The sequence below is a fragment of the Flavobacterium sp. NRK F10 genome, assembly GCF_024054235.1.
Lineage (GTDB): Bacteria > Bacteroidota > Bacteroidia > Flavobacteriales > Flavobacteriaceae > Flavobacterium > Flavobacterium sediminis.
Genome location: NZ_JAMXLC010000001.1, coordinates 718,196 through 731,202, shown reverse-complemented (window position 1 = coordinate 731,202; position 13,007 = coordinate 718,196). Strand labels below are relative to the sequence as shown.

General features: G+C 34.5%; 12 protein-coding genes and 1 pseudogene. 8 read left to right on the top strand and 5 right to left on the bottom strand.

Annotation, left to right across the window (positions count from 1 at the left end; genetic code table 11):
* From NHF50_RS03440 to NHF50_RS03430, 3 genes and pseudogenes are all read right to left on the bottom strand, one after another.
* A pseudogene (locus NHF50_RS03440) lies at positions 1 to 214 on the bottom strand (T9SS C-terminal target domain-containing protein); the annotation flags it as partial.
* Between the two features lie 581 nt (positions 215 to 795).
* Positions 796 to 1,884, bottom strand: coding sequence for a cytochrome-c peroxidase (locus tag NHF50_RS03435; protein WP_252775067.1), 1,089 nt, complete (start codon positions 1,882 to 1,884; stop codon positions 796 to 798).
* A 93-nt stretch (positions 1,885 to 1,977) separates the two neighbouring features.
* On the bottom strand, positions 1,978 to 2,682 hold the full coding sequence (locus NHF50_RS03430; RefSeq protein ID WP_109568359.1) for a peroxiredoxin: 705 nt from the start codon (positions 2,680 to 2,682) through the stop codon (positions 1,978 to 1,980).
* A 229-nt stretch (positions 2,683 to 2,911) separates the two neighbouring features.
* Here NHF50_RS03430 and NHF50_RS03425 point away from each other — a divergent pair, with 229 nt between their 5' ends.
* The 4 genes from NHF50_RS03425 (at position 2,912) to NHF50_RS03410 (ending at position 6,282) form a co-directional block, all read left to right on the top strand.
* Positions 2,912 to 3,907, top strand: a complete 996-nt coding sequence (locus tag NHF50_RS03425; RefSeq protein WP_252775066.1) for a DUF3365 domain-containing protein — start codon at positions 2,912 to 2,914, stop codon at positions 3,905 to 3,907.
* Entirely contained in the window at positions 3,907 to 4,113 is a 207-nt protein-coding gene (locus NHF50_RS03420; RefSeq protein WP_109568357.1) for a DUF6132 family protein, read from the top strand. The genes NHF50_RS03425 and NHF50_RS03420 overlap by 1 nt, the downstream gene beginning before the upstream one ends.
* On the top strand, positions 4,110 to 4,706 hold the full coding sequence (locus NHF50_RS03415; protein ID WP_252775065.1) for a bifunctional 2-polyprenyl-6-hydroxyphenol methylase/3-demethylubiquinol 3-O-methyltransferase UbiG: 597 nt from the start codon (positions 4,110 to 4,112) through the stop codon (positions 4,704 to 4,706). The genes NHF50_RS03420 and NHF50_RS03415 overlap by 4 nt, the downstream gene beginning before the upstream one ends.
* A 130-nt stretch (positions 4,707 to 4,836) precedes the next feature.
* A complete protein-coding gene (locus NHF50_RS03410) occupies positions 4,837 to 6,282 on the top strand; it encodes a hypothetical protein (RefSeq protein ID WP_252775064.1) in 1,446 nt (481 codons plus the stop codon).
* Positions 6,283 to 6,365: 83 nt separating this feature from the next.
* On the opposite strand, the gene NHF50_RS03405 is transcribed toward NHF50_RS03410, so the two are convergent.
* Both NHF50_RS03405 and NHF50_RS03400 read right to left on the bottom strand, forming a co-directional pair.
* Positions 6,366 to 8,462, bottom strand: coding sequence for a TonB-dependent receptor domain-containing protein (locus tag NHF50_RS03405; protein WP_252775063.1), 2,097 nt, complete (start codon positions 8,460 to 8,462; stop codon positions 6,366 to 6,368).
* Positions 8,463 to 8,549: 87 nt separating this feature from the next.
* Positions 8,550 to 8,933 (bottom strand): hypothetical protein, encoded by a 384-nt coding sequence (locus NHF50_RS03400; RefSeq protein ID WP_252775062.1) that lies wholly within the window; start codon positions 8,931 to 8,933, stop codon positions 8,550 to 8,552.
* 328 nt (positions 8,934 to 9,261) lie between these two features.
* Between NHF50_RS03400 and NHF50_RS03395 the strand changes: the two genes are divergently transcribed.
* From NHF50_RS03395 to NHF50_RS03380, 4 genes are all read left to right on the top strand, one after another.
* Positions 9,262 to 9,567: a co-chaperone YbbN gene (locus NHF50_RS03395; protein ID WP_109568352.1), complete on the top strand. Its 306-nt coding sequence runs from the start codon at positions 9,262 to 9,264 to the stop codon at positions 9,565 to 9,567.
* 86 nt (positions 9,568 to 9,653) lie between these two features.
* Positions 9,654 to 9,878 carry a hypothetical protein gene (locus NHF50_RS03390; protein ID WP_252775061.1) on the top strand — a complete coding sequence of 75 codons (225 nt, stop codon included), beginning with the start codon at positions 9,654 to 9,656 and terminating at the stop codon, positions 9,876 to 9,878.
* A gap of 41 nt (positions 9,879 to 9,919) precedes the next feature.
* Positions 9,920 to 11,518 carry a hypothetical protein gene (locus NHF50_RS03385; protein WP_252775060.1) on the top strand — a complete coding sequence of 533 codons (1,599 nt, stop codon included), beginning with the start codon at positions 9,920 to 9,922 and terminating at the stop codon, positions 11,516 to 11,518.
* 154 nt (positions 11,519 to 11,672) lie between these two features.
* Positions 11,673 to 13,004 carry a cytochrome ubiquinol oxidase subunit I gene (locus NHF50_RS03380; RefSeq protein WP_252775059.1) on the top strand — a complete coding sequence of 444 codons (1,332 nt, stop codon included), beginning with the start codon at positions 11,673 to 11,675 and terminating at the stop codon, positions 13,002 to 13,004.
* Positions 13,005 to 13,007 lie beyond the last annotated feature (3 nt).

Here is a 13,007-nt window from a genome sequence, read left to right as displayed (position 1 = left end):
GATCGCCTTTGTTCTTTTCGTCTTTGTTGCCGTTTTTACCGGAAACCGAACTTCCGGCCAGGATAAATCCGTAGTCAGGCGTCGATATGGCATCGTATAAGTATTCGGCATGTTTGCCTCCATAGGTCTTTTCCCATAGGATGTCCTGCGCTGAAGTAATGGCAGGAATCAATAATGCAGGGAAAATAGCGGTTAAGCGTAATTTTATTCGCATTGCATTTTATTTGTAATTAAATATGGATAAATGTATGTTTTTTTTGTAATACGAAAAGGCAAATAGTTGTTTTTACGGTTTTTTCAGTTTTAACCGGATATTTTCAGATTTTTGAAGGTTTTTAAGATTTTATATCTATTAATTTTCTTTAAATTGTAATTTTTATCTAAAAAAATGCAATGGACAAAAAATCAACACAATGTCAAAATCGTACTCAAAATTGTTTTTTCGGCATTTTGTGTCAATTTTTTGATAGATTTTTTTTGACACAACAATTGTGGCATTTTTTTTTAAACTATTTTTTTGCTACAAAACGTGTGATTTTTTTCTAATGTGATTTTTTTGAACACAGTTTTTCTATATGAAAAAGAGAGGTTTTCAGATAGACGATAGATTGGAAACGATAAGAATAGATAGAAATAAAATGTAGAGCGAATCTTTTTTGGAAGATACTGATTGTATTGATTCTAATATTGTTATGACAAGTGAATTGTTTTTTAGTATTTGGACTATACTAAATTAATGGATAATCAATCTGGAAGACGTGGTTTGATTCTCAATTTAGAATATAAAAAAGCCGATTAATTATCGGCTTTTTTATATTTTTCATCAATATCAGCTGTCAGTGTTTTTAAGAAAGCAACAATATTATTAATCTCAGTTTCAGATAACTCTTTGTTAGTTTGCAGTTTACCCATGATCTTAACAGCGTCTTCTAACTTTGCTACTGAACCGTCGTGAAAATATGGATATGTTTTTTCAACATTTCTAAGACTCGGAGTTTTAAACATGAACTTATCCGTTTCATTTTTTGTCAGGTCATATACACCGTTATCGGTCGTTTTACTTTTAGTGTACTCCCAATAATTTCCGTATAAACCGAATTTTTGCATCATTTGTCCGCCTATAGCCACACCGCTATGGCAGGTGATACACCCGTTGTTGATAAAGGATTTCAGTCCGGCTTTTTCAGTTTCGTCTAAGGCATTGTCGTTCCCGTCTAACCATTTGTCAAAACGGCTTTCTGGCAGCAACTTTCTTTCAAAAGAGCCTATAGCATTCGTTAAATTAGCATAGGTAACAGGTTCCTTATCGTTAGGATATACAGATTTGAATAATTTTTGATATTCTTCAATACCTCTTAGGCGGTTTATTAAAAAGTCTTCAGACGGAATAGCGTGTTCTACCGGATTTAAGATTGGCATGCCGGCTTGTTCTTCCACATCTTTAGCCCGACCGTCCCAAAATTGTTTAAAGTGCAATGAGGCATAAATAACACTGGGAGAATTTCTGTTTCCGAAGGCTTTAGTATCACCAAGTGAAGTAGGTGAGTTGTCTACACCGTAAGTGTCCAGATTATGACAGGAATTACAACTGATCGTTCCGTTTTTAGACAAACGTTTGTCATAATATAACTTTTGTCCTAAGCGTTCTTTATCATTTAAACGATCATCAAACCTAACAGAAGTAATATTGACAGGGTTGTTTAATTGCTGGAAATTTTCCGGAATATTTTTATTTGAAACAGAGGAAATTGGTTTGAAATAATCATCAGCTTCAACCATAAGTGCTGTTTTGACCTTGTTGTCAGCGAGCGGAATTTCTTTTGGTTCATCATTTTTGCAAGCAATAAAACTAAGAATTGCCAGCAAAGCTAAATTTTTTTTCATAAGTCGGATTTTATATCAAAAATAGTAAAAAAGCAAGTTGTAGTGCGTAACAAATGTAACTTACATTACAAAAAATAGCCCGAAGGCTATTTTTTATTTTTTAAGAACAGTGTCCAGAACTTTTTGCTTGTCCAGTTTCTTCGTACAGAAGAACCAGTCTTTACAGTCAAGTGTTTCTGCATCTTCCATTCTTTCTTTGGCTACACCGCAAGAACCTGCAGTAGGAACAATAACATCATCTCCCGGTTGCCAGTCAGCCGGACATGCGACCTGAAAAGCATCAGCAGTTTGTAAGGCTATTAAGGCTCTGTAAATTTCCTGAAAATTTCTACCGATGCTTAGCGGATAATATAAAATGGTTCTGATAATACCTTTCGGGTCAATAAAGAAAACAGCTCTGACTGCTTGTGTACTGCTTTCGCCCGGTTGTATCATCCCGTATCGTTTAGAAACTTCCATTGAGATGTCCTCAATCAAAGGAAAAGTTACCTCAATATCTTTCATTCCTTTGTATTCGATTTTCTCTTTAATCGTTCTTAACCAGGCAATATGACTATATAATCCGTCTACTGATAGTCCTACTAATTCACAATTGGCCTCATTAAATTGTTTTTCCATATTGGCAAACGTCATAAACTCAGAAGTACAAACCGGAGTAAAATCGGCAGGATGACTAAAAAATATAACCCATTTTCCTTCATAGTCTTTAGGGAAATTAATAGTTCCCTGAGTTGTTACTGCTGTGAATTCAGGTGCTTTTTCACCTATTCTCGGCATAAATGTTACTTGATCTTCCATAATAATTATAATTTTTGTTTAACATTAATTTTAATATTGCAAATATCAGATCAACTAATAATGTTATTTGTCTTAATAGTATTTGTGTATTAAATAATTTTATTGTAAATTTATATTTAATAAATAAAATCTATTTAAATATTGAAACGTTCTATATTAAATCAGATTGTGTAACATGTGTTACCTCAAAAGTAGAGTTAGCGTTATATTTTTGATAAAAACTAAAGAAATGAAAAATAGTATATGGTTTTTCGGTTTATTGTTATTGGTTAGTTGTAATAACAAGAAATCAGATTATCAGGAAGTTAAAACTACTGAGGATTCAGTCAGTATGGTTCAGTTTGAACCATCTGAAGCCAAAGAGCTAATGGAAAAACATTGCTATTTATGTCATAGCCCAAGTGCTGCGGAACAAGAAGGGCGTATCGCTCCGCCTATGGTTGCCATAAAAGGACGGTATATTACGATGCAGAGTTACACTAAAGCAGAATTTATAAAAGCCGTTACCGATTTTGTTGCGGAACCAACAGCTGATAAAGCATTGATGAACGGAGCTGTCAAGCGTTTTGGTGTTATGCCGAAGCAAGCTTTTCCGGAAGGCAGTGTTGCTAAAATAGCTGAGTTCATGTATGATTATCAAATTGAAGAACCGGATTGGTTTGCGGAACATTGGAAAGGAAATCATGGTGAATTTAATTGGAAACAAAGCGGGAAACAATTTCAGGAAGAAGCAAAAGAAAAAACCTATGCTGATATTGGTCTGGAATATGCTTTGGGAACCAAAAAGGTTTTAGGTAAAAATCTTATGGGAACTATACAAAAAGAAGGAACCGAAGCTGCTTTAAAATTTTGTAATGTAAGTGCAATGCCATTGACGGATAGTATGTCTGTTCACTATAATGCAGAAATTAAAAGAGTTTCCGATAAGAATAGAAATCCGAACAACAAAGCATCAGCAGAAGAATTAGGTTACATAGAACAATTCAAAAAAGATTTGTCTGCCCAAAAGGAAATCCAGCCTATAGTAGTAGAAGAGATCGAAAAAGTCCATTTCTATTATCCGATCGAAACCAATACCATGTGTTTACAATGCCATGGAAAACCCGAGAATATAAAACCGGAAGTTTTGAAGAAGCTCAAAACTTTGTATCCGAACGATCTGGCAACAGGTTATGCAGAGAATGAAGTAAGAGGAATTTGGAGCATCACGTTCGACAAAAAATAATGAAAAAGAAAACATACCTTATTACAGGAATTGGAGTAATTATCGGTTGTATTGCCGGTTATGCCTATTATTACTATGTGGGTTGTGCATCAGGAACCTGTGCCATAACGTCAAAACCGCTAAACAGTACGCTTTACGGTGGTTTAATGGGCGGTTTATTGTTCAATATGTTTGTTACTTCACCTAAGAAAGACGATAAAAAATGAAAGATTTTTGGAATAGTCGTTATGCAGAAACTGATTTTGCATACGGTGCTGAGCCTAATGAATTTTTAAAAGAGTATCTTGACTTTTTACCCAAAGGCAAAATTTTATTTCCGGCAGAAGGCGAGGGCAGAAATGCTGTTTTTGTAGCTCAAAACAATAGGGAGGTCTGTGCTTTTGACATGAGTGAGGAAGGGAAGAAAAAAGCGTTGGATTTAGCAGAAATAAAAAAAGTATCATTAGATTATGAAGTTTGTAGTGCAATGGGAATGCCCTATAAACCTGATAGCTTTGATGGTTTAGTACTGATTTTTGCTCATTTTCCGAAATCCATTCGCAAAGAAGCACATCAAAAGCTATTAACTTTAGTAAAGCCAGGCGGGAAAATTCTTTTTGAAGCTTTTAGTAAAGAACAATTGAAATATTCATCCGGTGGACCAAAGGATGTAGAAATGCTTTTTTCACCGGAAGAAGTAAAAGAGGAATTCCCGGGAGTTATTTTTGAACAGTTGGAAAAAAAAGTTATTGTTCTCAACGAAGGAAAATACCATCAGGGAGAAGGTTCCGTTATTCGGTTTTTAGGAACAAAAAAATAAAGAAGAACTTTACAGTTTAAGAAAAGCTTTTTGTGAACTCAAACTCGATGTTCACCATAATTGGCTAATATTAGTATGCTACTTGTTTTTAAATTCGAAAAAAATAAGTAGTAATACTAAATAGTTATATATGATACTAAGTGAGTTTTTTGGAATTTTAAATTCTTTAGATTTTGATTTGTTGTCTCATTTTCCTTATGTTGAAGGGAAATTGGGAGAAGAGTTAGCTAAAAAAATTATACAGAAAAGAGAAGAACAATTGTTTACCAGTGAAGAAATGGTATTAGATTTCTTTGGAATAGAAGAAGAAAGTTGGCAATTGTGGAAAGACAGATTAGATATAAATGAAAAATCAGAGAACTATCTGAAATCTCACAATTTATTTATTTTTAAAGGAGAGCCATCTATTCCGGAAGAGTATTCAGAGACTATTTACTTTAAAGAAGTAGCCTTTAAAGAAGAATTGATAATCACTGATAGCGGCGAGATTGTAAAACCTGTCTCAGACGTAAAAAAGTATGAATTATTTTATTCAAAAGAGTTAGATAAACAAGCTTTGGTTGAAAGTTTAGAAAGTCAAGAAAACTTTATTGATACAGTTGAAGATGAAATTTTTGCTATACAATTAAGAAATAATTTCTTTATTGTGGTAGCAGGTGCGGCTTATTCAAGAAATATAAGACTAGCAAATACGTGTAGAGTCGTATATGAAGTGAATAATGCTCATTATTTAGGAAATACTAATCAGCAAAATTGGCCTTGTTTAAATAAAAGTGTTGTTTTTGAAACACGATATTTTAATAGTCCTCCTGATTTTTTAAGCTTTGATAGCGCTCTAAATAGAGTCAAAGCTGCAAGTAACAATCAACAAATAACAATAAATGAGCTATTTGATGTTAATGGGATTTTCAGCCCTCCTAATTGGGCTGGACAAGGTGTCTATAAGCATTTCAATATGATGAATTGGGTACAGTCACAATTACTGCAATCTGATCCAAGGCAGTTTATAAAAGGTAAACCTGATTTTAATTCTAATCGTGTGTTGCTAGGATCCGGTAATAATCAAGAATTCTGGAATCCGGATTATGAGTTCAGATTTGTTCAAATTTTGGATGATGTTCTTATTGAAGTAAAATCTAATCAAACTACCGGATCTCAAAGACGATTTCTATCCCTTCAAAACGGAAATTTAACGACGGTTGACAAATTGATAAGTCAAGTTCAAATTGAAGATCAATTCCGTATCCATGTTATTCATGGTTTATGGAAAGACAGACGAAGTGTAACTACAAAAATTATCATTGAAAATTATTACTACCAAAAATTTGTAGTATTATCAGAAAACCAGTTAAATATAAAAGAAGAATTGAGTACTTTTGAATACACTCCGCAAACGGAACCACTTCCGATACATCCCGATATGCTATTTGATGTAGAAGATGGATGGGGAGGAACAATAGACGATATTGTATTAAAATCAAATGAAGGGAAATACTTATCAAATTGGAATAATCTGATGATCGCAGATAAAAATGCACCTCTTCCGGAATGTCAATTGAGAATAATTCGTCCTTAATTTTTTAATTTAAAAAAGTTTTCGGATTTGTAATTCTAAACTCTCTGATTAGATATCAAATCCGAAAACTTACTTATGTTGTTTTAAAATTTATAATTCACAAAGAATGTAAAATTACGTCCCGGTTCTGTAATCGGAACTCTTCCGTAACCTGCTACATTGTTGAAGGCAAACGTTAAGTGGTTGTTGTAATATTGGTCAAATAAATTCAAAACACCTGCTCCTAATGAAAGGCTCTCAAAAGGCTTGTAGCCTAATTTTATATCCATAACTTCATAGCCGGATGTGGCAATCTCATCATAGCTATATGAAATTTTGTTTTGTTTAGCAGTCAGTGTGTATTGTGCACTAGCCCAAAACTTTTTGATTTCATAACTCAATTTCAAGCGGGTGGTCAAAGGAGGTGTTAAAGGTAAGCTTTCGTTAAAATCTTTGTTTTCGGTATAGGTATAAGAAATTTCAGTACTAAAATTAAAGTGATTTGCAAAATCAGCATTAGCATATATTTCAAAACCGGTTTTTAGCGCATTATCAATATTACGGAATACTTTCGGATGAACAGGAGGAGTTGTCGGGTTATATTTTCGAGTTAAACTTTCGTCTACAACACCTAAAATATAGTTTTCGTAAATTGAGTAGAAAACAGACGAACCGAATCGTAGCTGAGAAACAAAGCCATTAAAATTATGTTTTCCATTGAACCCGATTTCAAATTGGTTGTTTACTTCCGGTTTTAAATACGGATTCCCGACATATTCGTAAGTGTCTCTTCCTATGTTAAAAAAAGCAATATAGCGTTCTTCAATTGTAGCCGCTCTTGTTCCTCTACCAAATGAGAATTCAATGTTATAGTTCGGATTGAAAGTGTATTTGTAGGAAACCGTTCCGCTGTAATTGGCTTCGGTTTGCTTGTCTAAGTTGGGATAAAGTGCGGCAAATGTAGGATCCAGATCTTTAGCTTCAGCAGCAATAAAATCCATTCGCGAACCTATTGTTACCACAGACTTATCTGATGTTTTAATTTTGGCTTCCGCAAAAACTCCGGTATCGTTTGTATAACTGTCTTGCCAAACTTTGTCGTAAAAACTCATTGGCATAGGTAATGGGTTACCATTCATGACTTTAACTAATCGGTCTCTGCCACCATCTCGTGATAAGTTAACCATATCTACTCCGGTAAATAAAACGACTTTTGGACTGAATTGCCATTTAGTTTCTATTTTTCCGCCATAAGTTAAAGCTTCCACATTTGAAACAGCCTCCATCATCATAAAAGAAGGTCTTCTGGTATTACTCATAGTATGGTCTACATACGAGTAATATAGTTTTGAAGTTAAACTTTTAAATGTTTTATGTGTACTATTCCATTTGTAGTCTAAAGCAGCCAGAGTACTATTGTCTTCATCGGTATCCATCGGTAATCCGGCATGTAAAACATCCCGTCCGAAATTTTGTTTGAAAGATGCCTGTAAGCGTTGATTTTCTGTAATGTCGTAACCTGCTTTTAAGCCATAATTAGTACTTCTGAAAGAAGAAGGAATCTCATTTTGGTTTCCGTCCTCATAATTTCCGTAATCCCGATAGCTTATATTTCCGGTGAAATCAAATTTCTTGATCTTGGTACCCAATTCCAGCATATTTACAATAGATTTTCCATTGCTTTCATAACCGGAAGATAATGACCCACTGATTTTTTTCTCGTTATACGCCGGGGTTTTGGTAACCAGATTGATCAGTCCGGCAAAAGTATTTCCGTAGCGAACGGAAAACGGTCCTTTGATGATCTCAATTTTAGTGACTTCTTCCGGGTTTACTAAAGTAGTTACCGGATCCATGCGATTAGGACACGCATGGAAAGCCTTGGTTCCTCCGTCGATCTGTACATTTAATTGTTCGTATTGACTAGCTCTGAACGAAGGGTCAACCGCATAATTTCCTCTTTTTATTAAAGAGAATCCGTTGATGCCCTGAAATAATTCACCCGAATTTTTAGGTTGAACCACCTTTTCGGTATAATCTTGTTTTACGATTACTTGGGCAGGATCATTGATCTGATTTCCTGTTACTAAAACTTCATTTAACAATGTTACTTTAGTAGAGTCAGTTGTGTTTTTTTGATTTTCCTGCGCATGAGATACAGTAAAGGCTAGTAAGCCTAAACTCATTATTATTTTTTTCATTTTAATTAAATAAAGTCAAACTTGTGCCATAACCGTTTTTTAAATGAATGCAAAACAGCTAAGGCAATAAAAAATTGATATTGAAAGTTAAAATGAAAATTGAGGAGGATGATCCAGTTCTGTGAGAGTTGTCAATGAATATAAATCCGGACAATTCCAAAAAGTCTTTTTTAAAATTAAATACGGATTAAAAAAGGCAAAAGTTTTTTCAATATTTTGAAAAAATGTAATTTCGATATCCAGAAAAAATTGTTTTTCAGCGTTTTCTTTTTGATTTTCTTTAGCGATCTTGGCTAAGTGGCATTTACCGTTACATTTTAATTCCGGCTTGTCCTTGTTAATACAGTATTTTTCAGTGAACGCTTTGTTGTTAAAGGTATATTCAAATTGTAAAATGACCACTTTAATGTTAAACAGGAAAAGACTGCTAACAATGAGAAAAAGGAGTGTATTTTGTACAACTTTTATCAAAATAAAAGGCTGAGATCCGTTTTTTTAGAAAATATAAAGCAAATTTTGGTAAAAAAATAATACTAAAAGGTGACAAATGTCACATAACGTTTTTTCGTGATATCTTACTTTAGCTGATATGAAAAATATAAATTGGAAAAGAATGCTCTTTTCGAACTGGCATGTAATGCGTATAGTTCGTTTAGTTTTGGCTATAGGAATAAGTTTTCATGCTTACAAAAGCGGTGAAAGTTTCTTTTATTTATTCGCCTTGTATTTCTTAATACAAACTATCTTTGATTTTGGCTGCCAATCCGGTAGCTGCCCCCTTAATGAAAAGGAATGAGTTATGGAAAATACATTATTAGAAATTATTCAGGATGAAAAGCCTGCTTTAGTTGAATTTACAATTGCAGATTGTGATCCTTGTGAAATGATGGCGCCAACCCTAAGGCAAGTTAAAAACGTTTTCGGAAAACGAATAAATGTGAGTATAATTACGGTAAACAGTTTAGATGAGATAGCCGAAAAATACAATATCAAATCAGTCCCTACAACAGCCCTGTTCTGTAAAGGAGAAATCTTATGGCAATCTTCATCAGTATTGTCTAAACAGGAAATTATTAATATTGTTTTAGATAAGATCGATAGTTGAGATTCTGGATTTACATAGTAGTACCCTATCTTTTTATAATTACACTTTTGCCTTCTGTCAGAGCGCTTAAGTTGCAATTTAGTGCAATGAATGATCTGGAGTGTAGTTATCAGGGAACAACGTGTGAAATGGGTAAATTTATTGCAGATTTGAATTTTAGCTCTGTTCAATGCGTCAAAGAAATGAAATTAGAGTTAGAAGAACACCTGTATATGGTTTATTCTCAAAAACAAAGTCAGTTCTTTTATACTCTTTCCTTACCAACCCCCGTTCAAAATTTCATCTGGCGACCGCCTAAAAAGTTGTTGTAATTCTCTTTGCAAACATACTATTAATCAATAATTACAACAAGATGAAAAAAATATATTTTATTCTTGTGCTGGCGCTGTTGCAGTCAGTACACTCTCAAAGTACGTTCCCGTATGACGTGGTTTTAACACCTGTTACAGTAACAGGATTACCGGGATTGCATTCTTACGCTTTTGGACAACATAACGGCAAATGGTTGATCGTTGGCGGAAGAAAAGACGGAATCCATGCACGCCAACCTTTTAATGCTTTTCCGGAAAACCAGAATAATACGGATCTTTATGTGGTGGATCCTACTGCCAATCAGTTTTGGAGTGCCTCTGTAAATGTATTGCCGACAGGTTTACAAGAACAATTGCAATCGACTAATATGAATTTCTACCAAGACGGGGATACATTATACATTATCGGCGGTTATGCTTTTGCTACTTCTGCCAATGACCATATCACACATGATAAATTAACTGCTGTAGATGTTCCCGGATTAATAACAGCTATTGTTAATAATACATCAATTAGTCCTTATTTTAAACAAATTACAGCGCCTGAATTTGCTATAACCGGAGGACAGTTAGGAAAAATAGGAACGGATTTTTATTTGGTAGGAGGACATCGTTTTGACGGAAGGTACAATCCTATGAACGGTCCTTCATTTACGCAAACCTATTCTAATGCTATCAGAAAATTTCAAATTGACAACTCAGGAACACAACTCAGTATTTCAAATTATACAGAGATATCGGATGCTACTCATTTACACCGTCGTGATTATAATTTAGTTCCTCAGGTTTTTCCTGATGGTGAATTAGGTTATACTATTTCGTCAGGAGTTTTCCAGATCAGTGTCGATTTACCGTTTTTGTATCCTGTAGACATTAAAGCCGGCGGTTATATTCCGCAAACACAATTTAATCAGTATTTGAGTAATTATCATAGCGGAAGTGTAGGGCTTTATAATGCGACCTTAAACGAGATGCACAGTCTGTTTTTTGGCGGAATGAGTCAATATTATTATCAAAACGGGACATTGATACAGGATGATACAGTTCCTTTTGTAAAGACCATCAGCAGGGTTTCAAGATTAACGGACGGAACGCTGGAAGAATACCAATTACCTGTTGAAATGCCGGCTTTAAAAGGTTCGGGAGCAGAGTTCATTCCGAATAAAACCTTGCCACATTATACGAATGAAGTTATTCAATTGGCTAATATTACTGCAAATGAGTTTGTGATCGGTCATTTGTACGGTGGAATTTTAACCTCTTCTGTATCGGCATTTACAGATAATCAAACCGATCTGACTTCTGCGGATACTTCAATTTATGAAGTCAAATTGGTGTACAATCCGACCTTATCAGTTTCCGGTATCGACGGAAGTAATCCTTTTACTTTTAAAGTACATCCGAATCCGACTAACGGAGATGTGGTTAAACTGACTTTTAATGCTCCTTATGCAGCATCACTGGAATACTTAGTCATGTCGATTGACGGTAAGATAATTTCTGACGGTATTATTACTGATTTTCAACCGGGAAATAATTCGATGAGTTTTGATCTTGAGTCGCCTAATGATCAGGTTGTTATACTTACATTGATTTTTGATAATAAATTTTTTGTAACACATAAGGTTATTAAAAATTAAAAAATATTAAGAAGTAAGTATTTTACTAAAGCAAAATTTCAGGTGTACGAGAAATTTTTCGTAACTTTTCGACTGTAAAATTTAACACATTTTTGTAATGGTTGTTACAGTTAAAAAGATGTAAACACCTGAAATTTGTGCAAAATTAATTATCATGGAAGAAATGCTATTTTATGACAGAATGCAATTTGCATTTACAGTCACATTTCATTACTTGTTTCCACAATTAACCATGGGCTTGTCCTTACTCATTGTATACTTTAAGTGGAAATTTCTAAAAACCAATAATGAAGAGTACAACGATGCCGCCAAATTTTGGATGCGGATTTTTGCATTGAACTTTGCGATGGGAGTTGTTACCGGAATCCCTATGGAATTTCAGTTCGGAACAAACTGGGCGAAATTCTCCGAGTTAACAGGAGGAATCATAGGACAAACGCTCGCTATGGAAGGGATGTTCTCTTTTTTCCTGGAATCTTCATTTCTGGGATTGTTTTTGTTCGGTGAAAAGCTCTTAGGACATAAACTTCACTTTTTAACCGGTTTTCTGGTGTTCTTAGGTTCCTGGATGAGCGGTTTTTTAATTATCGCAACGCATTCCTGGATGCAAAATCCGGTAGGATATGAAATTTTAGCCAATGGTAAATTTGTACTCAATAATTTCGGAGCATTATTTACCAACCCTTGGCTTTGGCCTTCTTATTTGCACAATCAGGCAGCTTCAATTGTAACCAGTTCATTTGTAGTTACCGGAATAGGAGCTTTTTATATCTTAAGTAAAAAGAATCTTGCTTTCGGTAAAATGTTTGTTAAAACAGGAGTGATTTTCGGTTTGATATCTTCAATGATAGTAGCTATGCCTACAGGTGATTTGCTGGCAAAAAATGTGGTAAAACACCAACCGGTTACTTTTGCCGCTATGGAAGGGATCTTCCATACTGAAGAAGGAGGGTCTGAAATTGTATTGATTGGTCAGCCTGATGTTCAGAATAAAAAATTAGACAATAAAATTGCTGTTCCTAATATTTTAAGTTTTCTGACCTATGGAAATTGGGATCAGGAAGTAAAAGGATTAAATGAATTTCCGGAAGAAAACTATCCGACCAATATATCAGGTCTGTATTACGGATATCATATTATGGTAGGCTTAGGAACTATCTTTATCGGAATGATGTTTTTAGCGCTTGTCCAATTGTTTCGGAAAAAACTGTTTGAAACCAAGTGGTTATTGTGGGCGTTTATGTTTGCTATGCCTTTTCCTTATATAGCGAATACAACCGGATGGTATACTGCTGAATTAGGGCGTCAGCCTTGGTTGGTTTATAATTTGATGCGAACAAATGCCGGAGCATCTCCTACAGTATCATCAGGTAATACCTTGTTTACCTTCTTAGGCTTTATAGGTTTATACCTGTTGTTAGGAATGCTATTTTTAATATTAGCCGGAAAAATAATCAGAAAAGGACCTCATCCTCAAACACACTAAGTC

Bases quoted from the DNA above. Each gene is read 5' to 3' on its own strand.
- NHF50_RS03415 (WP_252775065.1), top strand. From the start codon at position 4,110: ATGAAAGATTTTTGGAATAGTCGTTATGCAGAAACTGATTTTGCATAC.
- NHF50_RS03435 (WP_252775067.1), bottom strand. From the start codon at position 1,884: ATGAAAAAAAATTTAGCTTTGCTGGCAATTCTTAGTTTTATTGCTTGC.
- NHF50_RS03380 (WP_252775059.1), top strand. From the start codon at position 11,673: ATGGAAGAAATGCTATTTTATGACAGAATGCAATTTGCATTTACAGTC.
- NHF50_RS03395 (WP_109568352.1), top strand. From the start codon at position 9,262: ATGGAAAATACATTATTAGAAATTATTCAGGATGAAAAGCCTGCTTTA.
- NHF50_RS03430 (WP_109568359.1), bottom strand. From the start codon at position 2,682: ATGGAAGATCAAGTAACATTTATGCCGAGAATAGGTGAAAAAGCACCT.
- NHF50_RS03405 (WP_252775063.1), bottom strand. From the start codon at position 8,462: ATGAAAAAAATAATAATGAGTTTAGGCTTACTAGCCTTTACTGTATCT.
- NHF50_RS03390 (WP_252775061.1), top strand. From the start codon at position 9,654: ATGAATGATCTGGAGTGTAGTTATCAGGGAACAACGTGTGAAATGGGT.
- NHF50_RS03420 (WP_109568357.1), top strand. From the start codon at position 3,907: ATGAAAAAGAAAACATACCTTATTACAGGAATTGGAGTAATTATCGGT.
- NHF50_RS03425 (WP_252775066.1), top strand. From the start codon at position 2,912: ATGAAAAATAGTATATGGTTTTTCGGTTTATTGTTATTGGTTAGTTGT.
- NHF50_RS03410 (WP_252775064.1), top strand. From the start codon at position 4,837: ATGATACTAAGTGAGTTTTTTGGAATTTTAAATTCTTTAGATTTTGAT.
- NHF50_RS03385 (WP_252775060.1), top strand. From the start codon at position 9,920: ATGAAAAAAATATATTTTATTCTTGTGCTGGCGCTGTTGCAGTCAGTA.